This window comes from Methanosarcina flavescens (assembly GCF_001304615.2).
GTDB classification, from domain to species: domain Archaea; phylum Halobacteriota; class Methanosarcinia; order Methanosarcinales; family Methanosarcinaceae; genus Methanosarcina; species Methanosarcina flavescens.
In genome coordinates this window covers 1,359,212-1,378,768 of the sequence record NZ_CP032683.1, presented here as the reverse complement: position 1 = coordinate 1,378,768, position 19,557 = coordinate 1,359,212, and the positions used below count along the sequence as shown (strand labels likewise).

At 42.3% G+C, this 19,557-nt stretch carries 19 protein-coding genes; 7 read left to right on the top strand and 12 right to left on the bottom strand.

Translation table 11 applies throughout. The annotated features are described in order from the left end of the window. Positions 1-99: 99 nt before the first annotated feature. From pfdA to AOB57_RS06170, 8 genes are all read right to left on the bottom strand, one after another. Positions 100-531, bottom strand: a complete 432-nt coding sequence (gene pfdA, locus AOB57_RS06205) for a prefoldin subunit alpha (protein ID WP_054299923.1) — start codon at positions 529-531, stop codon at positions 100-102. A gap of 5 nt (positions 532-536) precedes the next feature. Continuing rightward, entirely contained in the window at positions 537-713 is a 177-nt protein-coding gene (gene rpl18a / locus AOB57_RS06200; RefSeq protein WP_054299924.1) for a 50S ribosomal protein L18Ae, read from the bottom strand. Between the two features lie 52 nt (positions 714-765). Continuing rightward, a complete protein-coding gene (locus AOB57_RS06195) occupies positions 766-1,425 on the bottom strand; it encodes a translation initiation factor IF-6 (protein ID WP_054299925.1) in 660 nt (219 codons plus the stop codon). 32 nt (positions 1,426-1,457) lie between these two features. After that, positions 1,458-1,727 (bottom strand): 50S ribosomal protein L31e, encoded by a 270-nt coding sequence (locus tag AOB57_RS06190; RefSeq protein ID WP_054299926.1) that lies wholly within the window; start codon positions 1,725-1,727, stop codon positions 1,458-1,460. 18 nt (positions 1,728-1,745) lie between these two features. Then, positions 1,746-1,901 carry a 50S ribosomal protein L39e gene (locus AOB57_RS06185; protein ID WP_082086800.1) on the bottom strand — a complete coding sequence of 52 codons (156 nt, stop codon included), beginning with the start codon at positions 1,899-1,901 and terminating at the stop codon, positions 1,746-1,748. A 272-nt stretch (positions 1,902-2,173) separates the two neighbouring features. Beyond that, complete coding sequence (locus AOB57_RS06180; RefSeq protein ID WP_054299927.1) at positions 2,174-2,776, bottom strand: DUF7411 family protein; 603 nt, start codon at positions 2,774-2,776, stop codon at positions 2,174-2,176. A 5-nt stretch (positions 2,777-2,781) separates the two neighbouring features. Continuing rightward, positions 2,782-3,150 carry a DNA-binding protein gene (locus AOB57_RS06175; protein WP_054299928.1) on the bottom strand — a complete coding sequence of 123 codons (369 nt, stop codon included), beginning with the start codon at positions 3,148-3,150 and terminating at the stop codon, positions 2,782-2,784. 95 nt (positions 3,151-3,245) lie between these two features. Next, complete coding sequence (locus AOB57_RS06170) at positions 3,246-3,695, bottom strand: 30S ribosomal protein S19e (RefSeq protein WP_054299929.1); 450 nt, start codon at positions 3,693-3,695, stop codon at positions 3,246-3,248. A 686-nt stretch (positions 3,696-4,381) separates the two neighbouring features. Between AOB57_RS06170 and AOB57_RS06165 the strand changes: the two genes are divergently transcribed. The 7 genes from AOB57_RS06165 (at position 4,382) to AOB57_RS06135 (ending at position 11,894) form a co-directional block, all read left to right on the top strand. After that, a complete protein-coding gene (locus AOB57_RS06165) occupies positions 4,382-5,056 on the top strand; it encodes a phosphoribosylanthranilate isomerase (RefSeq protein ID WP_054299931.1) in 675 nt (224 codons plus the stop codon). A gap of 839 nt (positions 5,057-5,895) precedes the next feature. Continuing rightward, on the top strand, positions 5,896-7,266 hold the full coding sequence (gene frhA, locus AOB57_RS06160; protein ID WP_054299932.1) for a coenzyme F420 hydrogenase subunit alpha: 1,371 nt from the start codon (positions 5,896-5,898) through the stop codon (positions 7,264-7,266). Between the two features lie 5 nt (positions 7,267-7,271). Then, positions 7,272-7,742, top strand: coding sequence for a coenzyme F420-reducing hydrogenase, FrhD protein (frhD, locus tag AOB57_RS06155; RefSeq protein ID WP_193726282.1), 471 nt, complete (start codon positions 7,272-7,274; stop codon positions 7,740-7,742). A gap of 24 nt (positions 7,743-7,766) precedes the next feature. Continuing rightward, positions 7,767-8,600: a coenzyme F420 hydrogenase subunit gamma gene (gene frhG / locus AOB57_RS06150; protein ID WP_054299934.1), complete on the top strand. Its 834-nt coding sequence runs from the start codon at positions 7,767-7,769 to the stop codon at positions 8,598-8,600. A 9-nt stretch (positions 8,601-8,609) separates the two neighbouring features. Beyond that, entirely contained in the window at positions 8,610-9,485 is an 876-nt protein-coding gene (gene frhB, locus AOB57_RS06145; protein WP_054299935.1) for a coenzyme F420 hydrogenase subunit beta, read from the top strand. Positions 9,486-9,953: 468 nt separating this feature from the next. Beyond that, entirely contained in the window at positions 9,954-10,820 is an 867-nt protein-coding gene (locus AOB57_RS06140; protein WP_167829562.1) for a hypothetical protein, read from the top strand. A gap of 165 nt (positions 10,821-10,985) precedes the next feature. Then, the gene (locus AOB57_RS06135) at positions 10,986-11,894 is read left to right on the top strand and encodes an IS5 family transposase (RefSeq protein ID WP_167829561.1); all 909 of its coding nucleotides are present in this window, start codon (positions 10,986-10,988) and stop codon (positions 11,892-11,894) included. Here AOB57_RS06135 and AOB57_RS06130 read toward each other — a convergent pair. The 4 genes from AOB57_RS06130 to lysS all read right to left on the bottom strand — a co-directional run bounded on the left by AOB57_RS06130 (position 11,862) and on the right by lysS (position 19,405). Then, the gene (locus AOB57_RS06130) at positions 11,862-12,509 is read right to left on the bottom strand and encodes a dsDNA nuclease domain-containing protein (protein ID WP_054298446.1); all 648 of its coding nucleotides are present in this window, start codon (positions 12,507-12,509) and stop codon (positions 11,862-11,864) included. The two genes, AOB57_RS06135 and AOB57_RS06130, sit on opposite strands and share 33 nt — an antisense overlap. 212 nt (positions 12,510-12,721) lie before the next feature. Then, positions 12,722-15,589 carry a DEAD/DEAH box helicase gene (locus AOB57_RS06125; protein WP_054298447.1) on the bottom strand — a complete coding sequence of 956 codons (2,868 nt, stop codon included), beginning with the start codon at positions 15,587-15,589 and terminating at the stop codon, positions 12,722-12,724. A gap of 341 nt (positions 15,590-15,930) precedes the next feature. Then, positions 15,931-17,454 (bottom strand): PAS domain-containing sensor histidine kinase, encoded by a 1,524-nt coding sequence (locus AOB57_RS06120; protein WP_054298448.1) that lies wholly within the window; start codon positions 17,452-17,454, stop codon positions 15,931-15,933. A gap of 394 nt (positions 17,455-17,848) precedes the next feature. Then, complete coding sequence (lysS, locus tag AOB57_RS06115) at positions 17,849-19,405, bottom strand: lysine--tRNA ligase (RefSeq protein WP_054298449.1); 1,557 nt, start codon at positions 19,403-19,405, stop codon at positions 17,849-17,851. Between the last annotated feature and the right edge of the window lie 152 nt (positions 19,406-19,557).

The following is a 19,557-nucleotide window of genomic DNA, read 5'->3' as shown; positions in this document are numbered from 1 at the left end:
AAAGGAATTCAATAAAAAATAGATAATTAATTAAAAATAAAAGATTTTGTTCTCAAATGGGGTTTTGAGTTTTATCCTTTTTATCCGGGCCAGGTTTTATCAGGCCTGGTCGGGTTGCTGAAGCCTTGCAGCCTCGGATTCTAAGGCTTGCATACCCTGTATATAGTTAGTCAGTGAAGCATTCATCTGTTGGAGAATTTTCGTAAGCTGCTCTTTGCGGCGGTTAAGAGTCTCAATGGCTTCATCTGCTGTTTTCTCTGCACTGAAGCCTGATCCAAGGTCTACAATAACCCTATCTGTATTTTTTATTTCGGCATGAACGAATGAGCCAAATCCTATAGGGACCATTGTTTCGGTAATCTTCCCCTCCACTGAAGCGGTCTTAAGCTCGTTGATGGTTACCATTGTCTGGTCACAGCTTGTAATGGAAGCCTGAACCATGTTCATCTGCTGCCTTAAGGCCTCAGCCTGTCTCTGGAATTCCTGATATCTGGCTGCCAGATTTCTGACATCTTCACTGACTTCTGCCATATCCTTCACTCCTCAGCAATGCTTTCGATCTGGATCTGGTTTCTCTTAATACCGTGCTTGCTTCCGAAGATAGAATAAACCTTATCCGTTGCGTTCTTTTCATTCTGACTTTCGATCTTTTTTGTGAATTTTTCCCAGGAATTTCCTGCTTTAAATTTGCCTTTAACAATATAATTCTTCATCTTGGTCACACTCTTGCTGTAGCTTTATTCCGTAACAGATGGATGATTTGTCTCACTCTACGAATCCCAGAGCTTCTTCAATTCTACCGAGTTCGGGTCCTGTAGTATCCGAACCTGCCAGATAGCTCTTTGAGTTCGCAAGCAGGCCTGAGCCGAGCATCTGAGTTCCATAGTTCGTAGTTCCTATATATACCGGAAGCTTGAAGATATTTTCCAGTATCTCCCTTTCTGAGGATGTAACTTTCGGGTGTACCAGAAGTCCTTTGTTTGTGACAACTCCTGCCATCCCTACATTCTTTATCCCGGCAATCGTTCCCCTGTAAACTTCTACCTCAAGGACACTGGCAATTGTCTCAATAGCTCTGTCCGACAGCTCAGGGTGGACAAGTGCTGCAGAGTCGTTTGCAAGTACAATGTTTCCGACTGCATTCAGCCTGCCCGGGAGAATTTCAGCCTTAACTCCTGTCAGTTTTTGGACCTCTCTGGTATCGGTCCCGTATGAAAAAAGGAAGCCGTTTGAGTTTCCTCTGGAAAGGGCTCCGATCACAACGCTTCCATTAACAAGAGTCTCAATAGCCTTTACGTCAAGCGAATCCTCAAGTATGGCACAGGTTTCGGGCTTTGTGCCGCGAGGGACAAGAACAAAATCTTCCGTGCAGGTTGCAAAGACCCCGATAACCGGGGTTTCGTAGATATCCACTGTTCGAATCATATTCTTTGAAGCTTCGCGTTTTCTTGTATATTTTACTGGGCGAGTTCTGCATGTACCTCGCCATCTGCGAATTTTACAGCTCTGACCCGGATGGAGAGAGGAGGCTTCTTACAGCCTTTTTCCCAGAGACGCTCGTTAATTGATTTATCCAGTTTGACCTGTACAGAATCAACCTTCATGTGCCTCATAAGAAAACCTCTTACTTCAGTAACTGCCCTGTTGGCTCTTTTCCAGGCAGGTACTCTCTTTACGTCCCTGAGAGGGATGGTATATATCTGTTCTTTTACCATGTCGTCTGCCATTTTTCCCACCTTCCTTGCTTACTTCACATCAAGGCTTCTTCTTCTCCAGTGCCTGCGTCTGGGATGACTCACGACCTTCCGGTTAGTTTTTACAATAACCCACACTGGAACGCGTGTGTTCTGCTTGTGTGCCTTTGCCAGGCGCCTCTTCTGTCCTTTCATGTTATGACTCAAGTGGATCACACCTGTTGACCTGTAAATAATTTAATTCTATTAACTTCTGGTTATATCCGATAATTAGCTGATTGTGATTGTAACCCTTGCATAATTGAGGTTTTACCCTGCTAGCTTTAATGGCAGTTTTTAAAACCATATCCGGTAAATTCTATGAGGGTCTTGGTTGATCTGCAGCAGTATAAGGGTTGAATATAACTCGATTATCGTATAAATCTTTATTCCAGGATTTTCCCTTCCGGAAGACTTCCCGATTTCGGGGAATTTCTTCTTCAGGGCAGTTCTTTTCTGGAAAGCACGTGGGACTGGATATGGGCAGGAAACAGTTCCTTTATTTTCTCTTCACCGTCTCTCTGCCTGATTAACTCCCTGAGCTCGGTTTCGTAGTCCGCTTTCGGAGTACTCTCACTCGGTCCCTCTTCAATCCTCAGATAGCGCTCTACAAGAATACTCACGGTTTTTCTGCCATATCCCTTCAAAGGGCAGATATACTGAACTCCCAGCCGGTCTTCGATACTTCGTATCTGTGAGATCGAGAGCACAGGAACTCTATCATCCCTTCGGGTTCCGTCTGCAATGAATTTTACTTCAGGGTCCGAAGCAAGAGTTTCTACGGCTTTCTCGTGAATGTAGTTAATGGCGTTTTTCGGGAAACCGTCTTGCATTATTTTCTCGTAAGCCTTTTCAAGGATTTCCCGCTCCAGAGTAAGAACCCTGTGCGGAAATCCTAATTCTTTTGCAGTTTTTGCTGCCAGCTCGCCATTTGAGAGCAGGCCAAAGCTGCAGGTTATGAGTTCTATCTCAAAAAACGGTTCCATCAAAAGGGCAGAGAGCGAACTGTCCTTGCCTCCGCTAAAGAGGACCGAAATTTTCATTGTTTTTAAATCCGGGTTATGGATGTCTTACGTTTTTTCGGCTGCATCCTCATAAGTAGCTTTTTTAGTTGTTCATCGTCGATTTGAGACGGTAGCCTTCCAGTCTGAGCAAGCGAGATCAGCTGCATCTCTAGCTGTTCTCCAAGAGCCGGTCTTGACATTTTTAGGGCGGTAAGGCGTTCTCTGGCTTCAGGAGTCAGGATTTGCCTCAGGATAGCCTGCTTCTGAGCTTCCATTTCAGCTCTGGCCTGTTCCTGCTGGTAAGCTGCCTGAATGTCAGACTGCTGGTTTTGCGCCTGCTGCCTCTGGATCTCTGCTAGCCGCCTTTTTCGGATTTCATTGAGTTCATCATCCATTGTAGACATGGCAATCACCCAAAAAACCGGTTTTCCGGAGCAATCTGGATTAAACTTAGTTATCTGTAAGAGAATCCCTAGAAATTTTCAGGATCCTTCTGTATGGGATGTTCTCAGTATTTTGCAAGTTCAGGGATCTTCTCAAGAAGTTCCTGCTTGAGCTCATTTGCTGCATTGTCAAGCATGGAACGTCCCTTTGCAGATACTGTTCTTCCGTCCTTTACTTTTTGCAGGTAACCTGCAGCCTCAAGCTGCTGTACTGCTTTTCTGGCTATCGAACCGCTACCTTTTACTTTGTGACCCGGCTTTGATCCGTTGTCTTTCTTTCCACCGTATACTGATCTGAGCCTTTCGATTCCTATAGGTCCGTCAGTATAGATTTTTCTCAGGATTGCGGCGGTTCTGATATACCACCAGTCGTCGTTGTTCGGAGGGAGTTCCTTGTGAACTCCAGTCTTTACGTTCTTTGCCCACTCAGGGGGAACGATATTGTCGTTTTCTTTAAGGATAGCTGCAACCTTCTCAATAAGCTCCGTTGCAGGAACATCAAATACTGTTGTCATGCTCGCCACCTTTTCTAAATCAGGTTATCTTTGTGCCGGGAAGAAGCGCCGATTCCTCTCCCTGGCTGCCAGAAATATTTTTCCCGAAGTGAGGTAACTCTTCTCTTTCGGGAGATTCTTTCCATTCTTTGTAGCTGGATTTTGTGGACTCTATGGTTTGGGCTTTCAGCCCGATAAGCCGGTAAGCGTGATTTTAGTTTAAACTGGAACGAGGTTGATGCATTTATATATTACTGTGTATGGATATTCATATACAATCGATCAGGTGGTTTTGTATGTAAAACTTCAAACTGAAAAACGATCTAATTGTATAGATTGGCTCCTGTCAATTGACGCAAGTGCCAACATCCAGCGTAATTACCTTCAAGCTATAAAAGCATTGTGCGAGTTCATATATAAATGCTTAATGAACATATTTTGAAAGCTAATATGAAGATAAATCCAGTTTGTTGATGAAATCGATATGAACCAAATATATCTTATTGGTTTCAAGAAGTTTCTGTTTTGGCAGGACTTTTCCTTAATCCGATAACCAATTTCATCATGCAATTGATTAAGGAACTATAATATTCTCTTTGATATGTTCTCTTTGATATGCTCTCTTTGATATGTTCTCTTTGATATTTCAATCATTATAACAACCGGTAAAACATTTAAACCTCTTAAAGGTTTTCTAGGATATAATAATGAGAATAAAAATTTGTGGTATTAAAAGGGTCGAAGACGCTATTATGGCTGCATATTGTGGAGCTGATGCGGTTGGATTAGTAGTGGGACAAAAACATAATTCAGATGACTTTATTGACAAACATTTAGCTCAAAAAATCGTGAAAGAGTGCCCACCTTATATTTCTCCAGTTTTAGTTACAGAACTGGATGACGCTGAGGAGATCTCTAATCTAGCGAATGAGATAGGTGTTACTTCTATCCAGTTGCATTCTGATTGTACAGTTGATAGTATCATATCACTGCGCAAAGCCTTCCCCTATATAAAAATAATTAAAAATTTTCATGTTAATGGGTTAGAAGTTATTCAAGCTATGAAACCTTTTGAATCTGTGGTAGATGCTTTCATCCTGGATACTCTTGATTTAGCCAATGATAAAGTAGGTGGGACAGGTTTGGTCCATGATTGGAATATTAGCAGAAACATTGTTAAAGAGATATCAAAACCAGTTATCTTAGCAGGTGGTCTGACTCCTGAAAATGTTAGAGAGGCTATACGGTTTGTAAAGCCATATGGTGTGGACGCCAGCTCCGGGCTTAAAGATTCTGATGGTTTCAAAGATAAAATGAAAGTGGTTAATTTCATATCTCGCGCAAAACGCGAATTCTTCAATATCAGAAATCTACCTCTATAGAACTGAACCCGGGTTTTTAGAGACAAACACATAAGGGGAGAACGTAAAGCCAGATAATAGAAAAAAAGCAAGCTGCGAGGGCGAAAGAGCTTCACACACTCCGAATAAAGAGGTAGGAAAACGCAGGAACCAGAAAAGAAGACAACACAGGGAGGAAAGAAGGCAGAGCAGAAATGGGGAAAATACAAAAATAGACAAAAGTGATATTGACAAAAGTGACCGCAAAAATAACAGCATTAGAGGTTCTATGATTAAAAAAGCAACAGTTTTTAGGCTCCGTAGAAATCCTCTTAAATAGCCAATCTTAACAAATTAAAACTAAATTGCCTGATTCATTTTGCTGAAGAACTTTAAGTCTATTGATGACGATTAAGTAGGTTTTCTACAGAGCCGTTATACATTTCTTTAAAATAAGTTATTACCAGCAATTTCCCCACATCATTTAATTCTGGTACTTAAGCGGTCTCTTAACCAATCAATTAATCCCTGAAACGCAATAAGTAATTATTACATATATTTATCAGTTGTGTTCTTTGATAATTTTCAGATTCTCTTCATCATAGAAATCACCAAAAATAATATAAAAATATATCTATAAAATATAAATGTGCATTTTCTTATTTTTTGCTTTCTTTATAGAGGGAAGGATTTATGTAATATTGTGTTTTCGACTCTTTTTAATTGTAAGTTAAATATTAATATACTGAGGTAATAAGCACTGGAGAAAGTAAGGGGTTAACGTACCTGATGTACGGGTAACTATCTTAGAATAATCACACAGGGAGTGCCTTATCTACGGTACCGCCTGAATAACATTGAATCGAAAACGAGGCATACAATTGACGAAAGTTGTAGAAATCTCTCCAACCACGAGACATGAAGGCCATTCAAAGCTTACCATGAAGGTGAATGATGAGGGTATTGTCGAGCGAGGAGACTGGCTCTCCATCACCCCGGTCAGGGGTATTGAGAAACTCGCCATAGGTAAGACGATGGAACAGGTCCCGAAGATCGCTTCTAGGGTCTGCGGTATCTGTCCCATAGCCCACACCCTGGCAGGCATCGAGGCTATGGAGGCCTCGATTGGCTGCGAGATCCCCACGGATGCTAAACTCCTGCGGGTAATTCTCCACGCCGCGAACCGCCTTCATAGCATCGCCCTGCACAACATCCTGATCCTTCCGGATTTTTACATCCCTGGGACGGAAAAGAAATTCAACGTTTTCGCCAAGGAGGAACCTGTCAGAAGCGTTGCGGCAAGGATTATCCGCCTTCGTGAGATCGGGCAGACCATTGGAGCCATCGCGGGTGGCGAGGCAATCCACCCCTCCAACCCGAGAATTGGTGGAATGTACCGCAACGTGAGCCCTCTTGCAAAGCAGAAGATGGCAGACCTGGCGAAGGAAGGGCTTGTCCTTGCTCATGAGCAGATGGAGTTCATGCTCGATGTCATAAGGAATATGCAGAGCTTGGAATACATAGACGTCGCAGGCAAGCAAATCCCGATCCCCAAGACGCTCGGGTACCACAACCAGGGGGTCATGGCCACATCCCCGATGTACGGTTCATCCAGTCTTGACGAAAACCCCACATGGGACCCCTTCCGATGGAAAGAGACTCGGCCATGGGAATGGTACATGGGCGAGGTAACCATCGATCTTGAGGATCCGAGTTATCCAATAGGAGGCACAACAAAGGTCGGCACCAAGGCCAATCCCCAGATGGATGCCTGTAACAGCGTTCCGACATATGATGGTCAGCCTGTTGAGGTCGGTCCGAGGGCCAGGCTCGCCACCTTTAAGAATTTCACCGAGAAGGGCACCTTCGCCCAGCACATCGCCAGGCAGATGGAGTATCCTGATTGCCTTTATACCATCCTTAAGTGCCTTGATTCCCTGAATACCTCAGGCAAGGTTGTTGCCGACCATATTCCACAGGGAGATGGGTCTATGGGCTGGGCTGCAAATGAGGCTCCACGCGGGACCGATATCCACCTCGCACGGGTTAAGGACGGAAAGGTGCTGTGGTATGAGATGCTTGTGCCCACCACCTGGAACCTTCCGACCTGCAGTCGCGCTCTGACGGGAGCACCCTGGCAGATAGCCGAAATGGTTGTCCGGGCTTATGATCCGTGTGTATCATGTGCAACCCACATGATTGTGGTGAATGAGGAGGATAAAGTAGTCGCCGAGAAACTCCTCCAGTGGTGAGACGAATGGAATCGCTGTACTCCGAGATCGTGGTGGCAGGCTGCGGCAACCCTCTCTTTGCGGATGATGGGTTCGGACCTGCAGTTGTGGAGAGGCTCAAGGAACTCGAGCTTCCAGAGAATGTCACGGTCGTTGACGCGGGACTCGGGGGACCCCATTTCATCTTTACCCTTCTCAATCCCGAGTCTACAAAGACTCTTATTATCGTGGACATCGCGGATTTCAGGGGGGAACCAGGCGAGCTCAGGTGGCTCTCAGTTGACGAGCTTCCTGTAGGAAGCTATCGGGACGCCCATTCATGGGACCTGACAGAGCCGCTTCAAGTCATCAAGGACGATATTAAGATCCGGATTCTTGCATGCCAGAAGAAGTATGTGTCTGCCCCTGAGATGGTCATCGGGATTACAGACGAGGTACAGAGATCCATTCCAGAAGCCGTATCTGAGATACTGAAGGAAATCGGGATGAACAATTGAACGCTTAACTCCATCAGGGGAACTATGGGCGGAGAAGCAAAATCTGCTCAGATCTCGATGGAGAAAAAGGTGGAAGCTAAAAAGGAGACAAAACCAGTGGCAAATAAGATCAAGCTCGGGCATGTACACTTGAGCGGCTGCACCGGCTGCCTCGTGTCCGTGGCCGACAATAACTTAGGACTCATCAAAATCCTGGACGACTACGCTGACCTTGTCTACAGCCTTACACTCGCCGACGTCAGGCATATCCCTGAGATGGACGTCGCGCTTGTTGAAGGATCGGTCTGCATCCAGGATCATGAATCGGTGGAGGATATCAAAGAGACACGGAAGAAGTCAAAGATCGTGGTGGCTCTTGGTTCCTGCGCGAGTTACGGGAACATCACAAGGTTCAGCCGCGGCGGGCAGCACAATCAGCCCCAGCATGAATCCTTCCTCCCCATAGGGGATCTCATCGACGTAGATATCTACATCCCAGGATGCCCTCCGAGCCCAGAGCTCATAAGGAATGTTGCTATCATGGCGTACCTGCTCCTGGAGGGGAACGAGGATCAGAAAGCTCTTGCAGGCAAATACTTAAAGCCCCTCATGGACCTTGCGAAGCGCGGCACGTCAGGATGCTTCTGTGACTTGATGGTTGATGTAATTAACCAGGGTCTCTGCATGGGCTGCGGCACCTGCGCTGCCTCTTGCCCAGTACGGGCGATAACCATGGAGTTCGGGAAGCCGCAGGGGGAGCGTGACCTCTGCATCAAGTGTGGCTCCTGCTACGGCGCCTGTCCTAGATCGTTCTTCAACTCCGATGTGATTGAAGAATTCGAGAACATCAATGAGATAATTGCTGGAGCGCTTAAGTGAGGTGAGAGAGTGATTGAAGATCCATATCTCGGCAAATACATAACTTGCGTCTCGGCAAGGAGCACGGACAAGGAGATTCTCCAGAAAGCACAGGACGGCGGCATTGCCACTACCCTCATGGTCTATGCCCTCGAACAGGGGATAATTGACGGGACTATTGTGGCAGGCGAGGGCGACCGGCCATGGGAGCCCAGACCGCTCGTTGCTATGAGCCGCGAGGAAATTCTCAAGGCACGAGGGACGAAGTACAGCATCAGCCCTCAGATCTCCTGGCTCAAGGAAGCAACCCGGTCTTTCGGCCTCGATAAGGTAGGTGTAACCGGTGTCTGCTGCCAGATGCAGGCAGTCAGGAAGGCTCAGCTCTACCCGATTAACATGCGGGACGTCCCTGACAAAGTTGCTTTCACAGTTGGTCTCTTCTGTATGGAGAACTTCCCATACAAGTCTCTGCAAACCATTGTCGAGGACCATGCGGCGCAGAGCCTCAACTCTGTGAGTAAAATGGATATTGGGAAGGGCAAGTTCTGGGTTTACACTAACCGGGGGAACGTCGCCAGCCTGCCCCTAAAGGCTACCCACAAATACGAGCAACCAGGCTGCCACGTCTGTCTCGACTATGTCTCCAACCTTGCCGATATTTCAACCGGCTCGGTCGGAAGCCCAGACGGCTGGTCCACGGTCTTCATCCGCACCAAGAAAGGTAATGAAATCTGGTCCAAAGCTGTTGCCGCGGGCATGTTCGAGACAAAACCCATAGAAGAAGTCAAACCTGGTCTTGAGCTTGTCAAAAAGCTTGCAAAGGAAAAGATCGATAAAAACCGGAAGACAGTTGAAGAGCGTAAGAACTTCGGTGTCAACAAGGCGCTGCGGAACCCTTACGCCTAAATTTTCTTTTTTTAATAAGAATTATTCGCGTTGTTTACAGCGAATAAAGGGATGGGATTGGTTCTCATCCCTGATTTTTGGTTTTATCGTTTTATCATAATATTATTTCGTAAATTCAAAAATTGTGGCATACACAATGAGAAACAGATATGAATAAAATATTAAAAAGCTCGCGTTTATTGAAAAATATTCAAAATAATGATAGAAAAATAAGTGATTTTTGCTTAAAATACGAGCCTTCTATGGTGAAAGACTCATATTTCAAAGATCTTTCAAAGTTAGATTTTTACGAAAATTCACAGGTTCTATCACAAAATATATGGATAAATTGGAGCAAATCCTACAGAAAAGTAAGCAAATTACAAATTTTTCGGAAAACTTAAAACGTTTGTTTAAATCATTTAACATGTTTAAAGAAGTAAACTTTTGTAGCGACTGTGCTGTTGAAATTATATAGACATGGTTATTATGAAAAATCAAAATTTAGATATTATAACAGTTGAAGGTGAATTGAATAGAATTAATGAAGATTTAATGAAATTGTTGAAAATAGCTCTAGTAGAACTAAAATACATAAATAGTGGTATAAAGAAACCTATTGTTGAAAGACCGACATGCAGAATAAAGAGCCTAGAAAGCATATGCAACAAAATCTCAAAAAAAGAAGAACTTAACTGTAAAAATTTTACAGTTAAAATGAACGATTTGTTAGGGATTCGTGTAATTTGTAGTAATTTATCAAGTTTGGATGAAGTTTGGAGAAAACTATATTTTTCAGAATCTCTAAAATTTTACGAGATAGGCATAAGACTGGAAGACTCAGCAGACGGTTATCCTGAAATTGATTTTAGTAAGTTTGATCCTAATATTGTACGGATAGAAAAACCGGTAGATGGGTATCGTGGAATACATCTTATTTTTTCAGCAAAAGAAAACATCTTATCAAATCCAGGACTAAAAGGTAAAATTCAACTACGGACTATCGCTCAGCATTACTGGGCAACTTTTTCACACGACGATATTTATAAAGAAAATCCTTATCTTGAGAATGATGAACAAAAACAGCTAATTTGTCTCAGCAATAAATTATATGACATAGATAAAAATTTTAGTAGCCTTGGTTTTGATCTCAAGGCGAATCCGTTAGAAATCAATAAAAAGATTCTTTATTCATTATTTAATGAGTTTGGATTCCACTTTGATAATGAAGATGTAGATAAACTAATTGACTTGATATTTAAACATAGATTAGTGTCTCTTGATCTTACAGATCACAGAATTAGAGTAAAAGATTATGGAAAATATCAAAAATGCGCTTTCTTCAGGGAAAAATAAGTTTAATACCGATATTTCTGGAATTGATGAGTATATAAATAATTTATATAATCGGCTCTGTAGAAATCCTCTAAATTCTGTTTTTACCCAAAAATTATAAAAATAAAATTGTAAAAATGCTCCTTAATTTTTTTGTCCCCACAAAAAACAAAGGAGCAATTGCTATTGTCATCAAATAAGTATATTAAATTTATTGATCTCAGTCTTAAAACGGTTCAGTCTTCCAGACTGAACCTTTACTCCTGCAAATATTCCAAACGTGTTTATACTCAACATCAGCTTCTTGTTCTTGTTTTATTGAAGGAGTATATAAGTACAGACTACCGTGACTTTGTAGAACTTGTTGACCTCATGAACAATATAAAGGAAAAACTTGACCTTGATAAGGTTCCTCATTACACTACTCTTCAAAAGTTTGTGTCCAGAATTCCCTCTTCATTGTTTAACCTAATTTTGTCAAAAACTCTAAAACTATTTTACTCACATGGAGAAAAAGTTCTCATTACGGCAATTGATGCAACAGGATTTACGAGTTCTTATGCAAGTCATTATTATTCTAAGAGAACAGGGAAGCTCCGAAGGAGCTTCCTTAAAACTTCAATATCAGTAGACACTATTAAAAAAGTAATATTAGGATGGAAAATTAGCCAAAAAACAGATCATGATGTCAAGCATGCAAAGACTCTGATAAGACAATCAAACAAGTCAAGAAAGTCTCAATGTTATGTGATGGATAAAGGATATGATTCCGAAGAAATTCATACTCTAATAAGAGAAGAGATAAAAGCAGATTCAATAGTACCTTTGAGAGAAAGAAAAAGAAAGAGAATAAACGGAAAATATAGAAAACAATTAAACAAAGACTTTGATAAGATCAAATACAATAGAAGGAATATAGTAGAGACAATAATATCTGTTGTAAAAAGGAAATTTGGAGAAACATTAAGAGCAAGAAAGGTTAGAAATCAAGTAAAAGAAGTAAAAGTTAAACTAATAGTCTATAATATAAACAAAAAAGTAATACAATTATTATGGATTAAATTAAGGATTTCTACAGAGCCAATTATTAAGTAGTTTATAAACTCCAAGATCAGTAGCTCTGAGTTCGTCAAAGAAGTATTTTTTTATCTCCATTTCAAGTTCTTCAAGATCTTTCTGGCCAAAAAGGAAATTTAGATTTGAAAAAAAGTCATGAATTGCATCTTCATCATTAAGTTGAGACTTTATTTTTTCATAAACTTCAGGAAAGGTGCTTTTTACTTTATTTATATCAATCTTATTATCTAAAATACATTCCTTAAGTTCAGTCTCTGGAAATCCATTTGTAATAAATTCTATGAGAGATATCTTTTCAGAATTGCCAATATATGATTCGAACCACTTTTGAAAGAGTGACCTTCTTGGACCTTTTTTTCCTTTTTCCTGTTTTAAAAACTCATCCCATGTCCAATACTCAGTAGCTGGATTCTGTTTATGTTTTAGTTGATACAAATAATAACTATCGTTTTTGTCGCATAATACAATATCATCAAAAGCAAAGTAACCTTCTATCTCCTCAGGTTTAGTCTCGAATTTGATCCATTTATATTTGGAAGGATCTCTGATCCAATCCATAAACAATTTTAGAATCCATAAATCCTGAAAGTCAAATCCCTGTCTCAGTGGGCTTGTTCGATTTTTTCTGACCATAATAATTGCCCAAAAGTTGTAAGTTTTAAAATGATACTCTTATAGAGATTATAGTATATAACAAACTATAATTTGTTACATAATATTACTTAAACAAGGATCCACAAAAATAGAAAAAAATCAGAGTCAATTAAATACTCCAAAAATAAGTATTTAATTTCCTTCGACTCAACTGATTCTGTCTTATTCCGTGTCTATTTGCACCAATTCTCTTATTCCCAAAACTTCTTCGTCTTCACATAATTCCTTTCCGCAACCAGAATATCCCTGTAAAACATTTCTTCGTCCACTCTCATCTTCTCAATCACCCTTGACGCTGTTTCAGGTCCTATTCCCCGGCTGGCAAGTGCAATAACTGCTTTTTTCCCCTGGGAGCGGATTATGCTTGCGTTTCTGTAGACGCGCTGTATTCGTTTCTTTTCTTCGGGGGTGACTTTGACGTTTTTTGCCTGTTTTTTGACGAGGTTGATTTCCTCCTCTTCCCAGGGCTTGAGGGCTGCAATCATCTGTGAGCTGCAGACCGGGCAGAGGATTTCTTCGGGAACGTTTTTTACCTGGCGGCGGGAAGTCCATTTCTTGCAGTTCGTGCAGAATAAAATGATCCGGTCGTTCATAATGCGTTCCTTAAGGGCGAGGACAATTGAGCGGTCGGCTTTCTCCGGGGCGACAAGGTCTTTTTTCATGGCGAAACCGGCTGATCCGATCGGGGTAGGGCGAGAAACTTCGACTGAGATCTCGCCGGAAGCGAGCATTGTAAGGACTTTTTTTGCCCGCTGGACGTCCAGGAGGTCGTGGAAGATCTCCCTGATAACCTCATCGTACATTGAAGAGCCCTGATAGATCTCAAGGAGTTTTTTCATGCTGATCCGGTCGTAGTCGATGTCGCGTGAGAGGGCTCCGAATTTCCGGGCGATGTGGACCATTTTCCATTTCATCAGGGTTGTGTTTTTCAGGGTCATTTCTATGATCGGCTCGACGTGTTCAGGGCGGAGGGAAAGCAGCATGTCCCGGATCTGGACAGAACCTATCCGCCGCGGAAGAGTTAGCCTTATCCTGTAGGGGTCGACTTCCTGAGCGACACTGCTGCCGAAGCGGGCTGAAAGAAGTGAAGCCAAAACTCGGGCAAGAGTGCCGTTTGTGTTATGGCCGAAACAGGCGTTCAGGGTTACAGCATCGCCTTCGTCTTCGATCACGATTGTATTTGCATCGGGAAGGGGAAAGCCTCCTTCTATATGTTCGCGCACAAGGCGGATCACATCAAGCGCGGCATTCTTTACCACGGGGTATTTTGTCTGGAGCTGTCCTGCAATGGCTTCATCGTCAAGGCCATCACGAATAAAGGCTGCAATTTCTTCCCTGAGCTTTCCTACGTCCTGGGCTACTTCAAAAGGCACAGGAATTTCTTCGCCAGACCAGCTCGGAACCTCACCCATGCCTTCCACAGGCTCTACTTTGATCCTGTCTTTTCCCTGTTCCCGGTCAGGCATTTCAACAACCCGCCACATGTAACCTTTTGTTATGAAAACGGCGCCAGGCTCTGCAAAGTTCACGACAAAAGCTTCATCCAGCACGCCGACCGATTTTCCGCTCACAATGTCGTAAATCTCGTACTTCTTCTCGTCCGGGATCATGGAAAGATTGTCGTAATAGTATTCCCAGCTTTTCCTGCGCCTTTTAAGCACGCTAGAGCCTTTTTCATACCAGACCAGTTTGTAATCCCCTATCTGGTCCACAACCCTCCGTAACTCTTCAGTTTGCAAATCCCGGAATGGGTAGGTCCGCCTGAGAATTTTAAGAATCTTATCGATTCCGACCTCCCCAAAATCCATAGCCATGCCTGCAAGCTGGTTTGCTACGACATCAAGGGATTTTACGTGCGGGGAGACTTCTTCAACCCTGCTTTCAAGTGCAGCTTTTGTTATTGCCATACTTTCTGCAGTATCATCCGTCTCCATTGAGATAATAGTACCCCGTGAAATCGCATGCAGCTTATGCCCTGCTCTTCCCACTCTCTGGAGCAACCTTGAAACCTGGCGCGGAGACCCGTACTGAACCACACGGTCAACATTGCCGATATCTATACCCAGTTCCATTGATGAAGTGCAGATAAGTCCTTTCAGAGCTCCGGATTTGAAAGCCTCTTCGGCTTCAACACGGGCTTCAAAAGAGAGCGACCCGTGATGCACCCCTATGGATGCTCCAAGCTTCCGAAAACTGGCAGCGAGCGCCTCGGCACTCTGCCGCGTATTTACAAAAATCAAGGTGGACTGACTATTTTCGACAATTTTCCTGATGCAGAGCAGGTGAGAGGCAAATTCGGGCTCGCAACCTACCGTATTTGCAATTTCCAGGACTTCTTTTTCCCGCATCTTCCCGCCTTCTGAGATCTGAGGATTGACAACATCAAACTCAAGCAATTTCAGCAGGGCTACCTCAATCACAGTAAAATCTCTTCCATTGCCTGCCAGAAATTTAGCAATTTCCCAGGGGTTCCCGACTGTAGCGGAAAGTCCGATTCTCTGGAACTCCCCGGAAATTTCCACAAGCCTCTCAAGACCTACAGCCAGCTGAGTTCCTCGTTTCGAGCCTGCAAGCTCATGGATTTCGTCTATCACAACGTGAGTCACGGTCTCAAGGTTCTGCCGCAGGCGGGAGCCAGTAAACATAGCCTGCAGGGTCTCAGGGGTCGTGATCAGCACGTCAGGAGGATTTCTTGACTGGCGCTGCCTTTCACTCTGCGGAGTATCCCCATGCCGGACCTGGACTTTGATATCGAGCAATTTCCCGAGAATTTCTATGCGAGAAAGCATATCCCTGTTAAGTGCCCTCAACGGGGTTATATAAAGGGCAGAAATTCCCCTTCTGGCTTCGGGTTTCTTTTTAAGAATACTGTTAAAAACAGGAAGCACTGCAGATTCTGTCTTCCCCGACCCAGTAGGAGCTATCAGAAGAGTATGCTTGCCATCCATTATATGTGGAAATGCCCTTTCCTGCGGCTCTGTGGGTTTTGTAAAACCAAGGGTCTTAAGGGCTTCCTGAATCTTTGGGTGAAAGGAATTAAAGCTGTTATGAAATGTCATATTTATGAAATGTCATATTTTTGTAATCGGTTTTTAGTTAAGATGTCCAATTGTTATGCTGGTAGTCCCAGTATAAATATTTCTATGCAAGCGTGGAAATAAAGCGAGTGAGATAAATAGAAAATATAAGAAGAAGAGTATAAGAAAAATGTAAGAATTGATATGGGTATTAAGATATATAAATTAATCCATATTAAAATAAAAAGTAAAGGTATGGAAACTTAAAACCTGGACGGAATCAAGTAAAGGTTGTAAAGATTCTTTTGGAAGTATGTAATATTTATAAAATATTGGAAAATAAAGCCTTCCTGAAGCTATGCCGCACTAAAATCTGGAATTATTCATCCTGAGAAGTTAGCTGATACCCCAACTTTGGTGGCACTATCTTTAAATGCATTATCCGGATTTTTCGTTTCGTCCGGACCGTTTACAGGAAGCTCAAATATAAAGGTTGAACCTTTTCCCTGAACACTTGTAAACCATATTCTGCCCTTATGCATATCAACAAACTGTTTTACCAGAGCAAGCCCAAGACCAGTACCTCCATACTGCCGGTTCATGCCCGAATCAATCTGTTTGAACGGTTCAAAGAGATATTTCTGGTTCTCGGAAGATATACCTATTCCTGTATCTGTGACCGAAAATATAGCTCTGTTTCCGCTTTTTTTACAGTAGATAGAGATTTTGCCCCTGTCCGGAGTAAACTTGACAGCATTGCTTGTGAGATTATAGAGGATCTGAATAAGGCGGCTTTTATCTGCCTGTATATATTCTAAATCCGTATCTATCCTGAATTCCATTTCGAGATTTTTAGCCTGAGCAAGGGGAGAAATTGTGGATTTAACCTCATCGAAAATCGAGCCAATAGAAAACTCACTGTAGTTAAGTTCCATTTTACCGGCTTCTACCTTAGAAAGGTCAAGGATATTGTTTATAAGCCCAAGGAGATGTTTTCCGCTGACAGAAATGTTACTTACATATTTCAGCTGTTTTTCATTAAGATCCCCAAAAAGTCTTTCATACAGGATATCCGAAAAACCAATAATGGAGTTAAGTGGCGTCCTTAATTCGTGACTTATATTGGCAAGGAACTCACTCTTTGCTCGGCTGGCAGCTTCAGCGTCCAGTTTTGCCTGAAGCAGTTTCTGTTCAGTTCTTTTACTCTCGGACAGGTCAATGAAACATTCAACAAAGTAATCTTTGCCCTCTATAGTTACCGGAACCACACTTTTAAGGATTGGAATGATTTCCTTTCGAGCATTGATCATCTTTTTTTCTGAATTATCCACAGTCAGTCCAAGATCACTGATAGGACATTTTCCTATTTCTGTAGGACAGATAAATTTGTGACATATATTTCCGACAATCTCCTGTTTTGATTTCCCGATCGCTTTGATTGCAACAGGATTTACATCAACTATTTTGTGGCTTGAGGCTTCGATTAACAATATTCCACAAAGACTTTTTTCCAGTAAAGCACTTAATATCTCTCTCTCTTTCTGTATCAGACGTTCTGATTCTTTACGTAAAGTTATATCCCGGGCAGTTATCAAGATAGTTTTTCTTCGGTTATCCATGGCTAAGGAATTAATTTCTACGTCGAGGACACTATTGTCTGACCTTTTGAACTTTGCCTCAAAAACCGCCGATCTATTCTCCAGTGTTACTCTCATTGCATTCTGGAAGCCGGGAAGGGATTCTTCAGTAAATATAGAGAGGAGGGAAATTTTTTCAAGATGATCCCTATCATATCCGAGAAGTTTACAGCCTTGAGGGTTGACTTCCAGAATGCACTCCTCCTCTGTTATGAAAATTGCATCATTGGACTGCTCAAATAGAGCCCTATATATTTCTTCTTCAGCCATAAGATTGTCCTCGGCCAGTTTACTTAAAAATTGATCGTCTTCTCATTTTTGTCTCAGTTTAGCATATAAAAGCACTCTTCTGGGGTTGAAAGAATTTAAATCAGGAAATATCATGACATAAAAAATTATACTGTAGAACTACTTATTACTTTTTATTATAAAGATTTATTGTTGAAGACAAGATCTGGGAAAAATAGAATTAAAAATAATTTGTAGGATAATAAAGTAATGACAATACAAAAATGCGGAGAGCCTAATGAAATTCTATGCTGCCCGAGGAAGAAGCTATTCAAGTTTCTCCGGAATAAAAATGAAGGGGATTTTCTCCCCTACTGCCCTGTCCGTTTAGCAGGATAAACATGGACCTGCAAAACAAAACTAAATCTGAAATCAATCAGTCTTCTCTTTTCATCTGTGGGAAGAGGATTACTTCCTTGATGGATTCCAGACCCGCAAGGATCATAGTAAGGCGGTCAATTCCAAGCCCCATGCCGCCTGTAGGGGGCAAGCCGTATCCGAGGGCGTTTATGAAATCGTAATCAATGGTTTGTGCTTCAAGGTCTCCGAGCATTCTTTTCTTATCCTGTTCCTCGAACCTTTTTTCCTGTTCAATAGGGTCGTTTAGTTCGGAATAACCGTTTGCCAGTTCCCAGCCGTTCAGGAAGAGCTCGAATCTCTCGACAAAACCTTCTTTTGACCTGTGGTTTTTGGCAAGCGGGGAATTTTCCACAGGGAAATCGTATATGAAAGTAGGATTAATCAGCTTGTCCTCTACCAGGTCTTCAAAGAGCAGGGCAAGGAATTCCCCATACGTCTTTGCCTTCTCGTAATCTTCGATCCTGTTTTCAATTGCGATTTGCCTCAATTCTTCAAGCGAGTGTGCAAAGACGTCAAGTCCGGCATACTCTTTTAAGGCATCTTCCATGGATATCCTTTTCCAGGGAGAGCGTAGATTGATTGTGTTTTCGCCCATTTTGATTTCATATCCGCCAGTCAGTTTGAATACGAGTTCCGAGATAAGGCCCTCGGTTAAGTCCATCATGTCATTGTAATCCCTGTAAGCCTCATAGACCTCTATCATGGTAAATTCTGGATTATGGGTCGTGTCAATATCCTCGTTCCTGAAGTTCTTGGCGATCTCAAAGACCTTCTCGTACCCGCCAACAACAAGCCTTTTAAGGTAGAGCTCAGGGGCTATTCTCATGAAGAGATTTTGCCCGAGGCAGTTATGGAAAGTCGTGAAAGGCCTTGCATTTGCGCCCCCGTACACAGTCTGGAGCACAGGGGTCTCAAACTCCAAAAATCCCCTGTCAGTAAGGTATTGCCTGATCTCGGAAATGAGTTTGCTCCTCATGACGAAAATCTCTCGCTTCTCGGCATTGACTATAAGGTCAAGATATCTTTTTCTGTACCTGGTTTCTACGTCTTTTAATCCATGGAATTTTTCAGGAAGGGAACAGAGGGATTTTGAGAGCAGGGAGAATTCCAATACATTGATGGAATTCTCGCCCCTTTTTGTCCTGAAAAGTTCACCCTGAATGCCTATTATATCTCCCGAGTCGACCAGATTTTTGAAAATCTCGAAATCCTCATCAGGAAGATCTCCTTTCCTTAAGATAACCTGAATTCTGCCTCCCTGGTCTCCAAGATCGGCAAATATCATTTTTCCAAGTTTGCGAATATTATAAAGCCTTCCTGCGGTTCGTACCTTTAGACCTTCGTTTTTTTCAAAATCATCAAATTTCTTCAGGATTTCACAAATATCCCCATTCTTTTCAAACCTATAGGGGTAAGGGTTAAGTCCCTGGCTTCTAATATCGTTTAATTTTGCAATCTTTGAATCATCAAAAACCCTGCATTTTAATAGGTTATTGTTATCAGAAAGAGTAGCATTGCTGTCTGACTGGATAATTTCATCCGACAGTTCCGTGTTATTAAGTTCTGTGCTCATTGAATCAGTACATCCTATTCAGGTGAATGAAAATAAATCTCAATCAGTGACAAACCGGTAGATCAATTGTTACCAACCAGTCAGTCAGTAATTAATCAAAAGATCGATAATTAAATCGATTAGATGGTTACACTAATCATAAATAGTCAAAG

Excerpts from the sequence above, each read along its gene's own strand:
- frhD (WP_193726282.1), top strand. The coding sequence starts at position 7,272 with ATGGAATCGCTGTACTCCGAGATCGTGGTGGCAGGCTGCGGCAACCCT.
- AOB57_RS06120 (WP_054298448.1), bottom strand. The coding sequence starts at position 17,454 with ATGGCTGAAGAAGAAATATATAGGGCTCTATTTGAGCAGTCCAATGAT.
- AOB57_RS06195 (WP_054299925.1), bottom strand. The coding sequence starts at position 1,425 with ATGATTCGAACAGTGGATATCTACGAAACCCCGGTTATCGGGGTCTTT.
- AOB57_RS06170 (WP_054299929.1), bottom strand. The coding sequence starts at position 3,695 with ATGACAACAGTATTTGATGTTCCTGCAACGGAGCTTATTGAGAAGGTT.
- AOB57_RS06190 (WP_054299926.1), bottom strand. The coding sequence starts at position 1,727 with ATGGCAGACGACATGGTAAAAGAACAGATATATACCATCCCTCTCAGG.
- rpl18a (WP_054299924.1), bottom strand. The coding sequence starts at position 713 with ATGAAGAATTATATTGTTAAAGGCAAATTTAAAGCAGGAAATTCCTGG.
- AOB57_RS06125 (WP_054298447.1), bottom strand. The coding sequence starts at position 15,589 with ATGACATTTCATAACAGCTTTAATTCCTTTCACCCAAAGATTCAGGAA.
- AOB57_RS06180 (WP_054299927.1), bottom strand. The coding sequence starts at position 2,776 with ATGAAAATTTCGGTCCTCTTTAGCGGAGGCAAGGACAGTTCGCTCTCT.
- frhG (WP_054299934.1), top strand. The coding sequence starts at position 7,767 with ATGGGCGGAGAAGCAAAATCTGCTCAGATCTCGATGGAGAAAAAGGTG.
- AOB57_RS06140 (WP_167829562.1), top strand. The coding sequence starts at position 9,954 with ATGAAAAATCAAAATTTAGATATTATAACAGTTGAAGGTGAATTGAAT.
- pfdA (WP_054299923.1), bottom strand. The coding sequence starts at position 531 with ATGGCAGAAGTCAGTGAAGATGTCAGAAATCTGGCAGCCAGATATCAG.
- AOB57_RS06165 (WP_054299931.1), top strand. The coding sequence starts at position 4,382 with ATGAGAATAAAAATTTGTGGTATTAAAAGGGTCGAAGACGCTATTATG.
- lysS (WP_054298449.1), bottom strand. The coding sequence starts at position 19,405 with ATGAGCACAGAACTTAATAACACGGAACTGTCGGATGAAATTATCCAG.
- AOB57_RS06130 (WP_054298446.1), bottom strand. The coding sequence starts at position 12,509 with ATGGTCAGAAAAAATCGAACAAGCCCACTGAGACAGGGATTTGACTTT.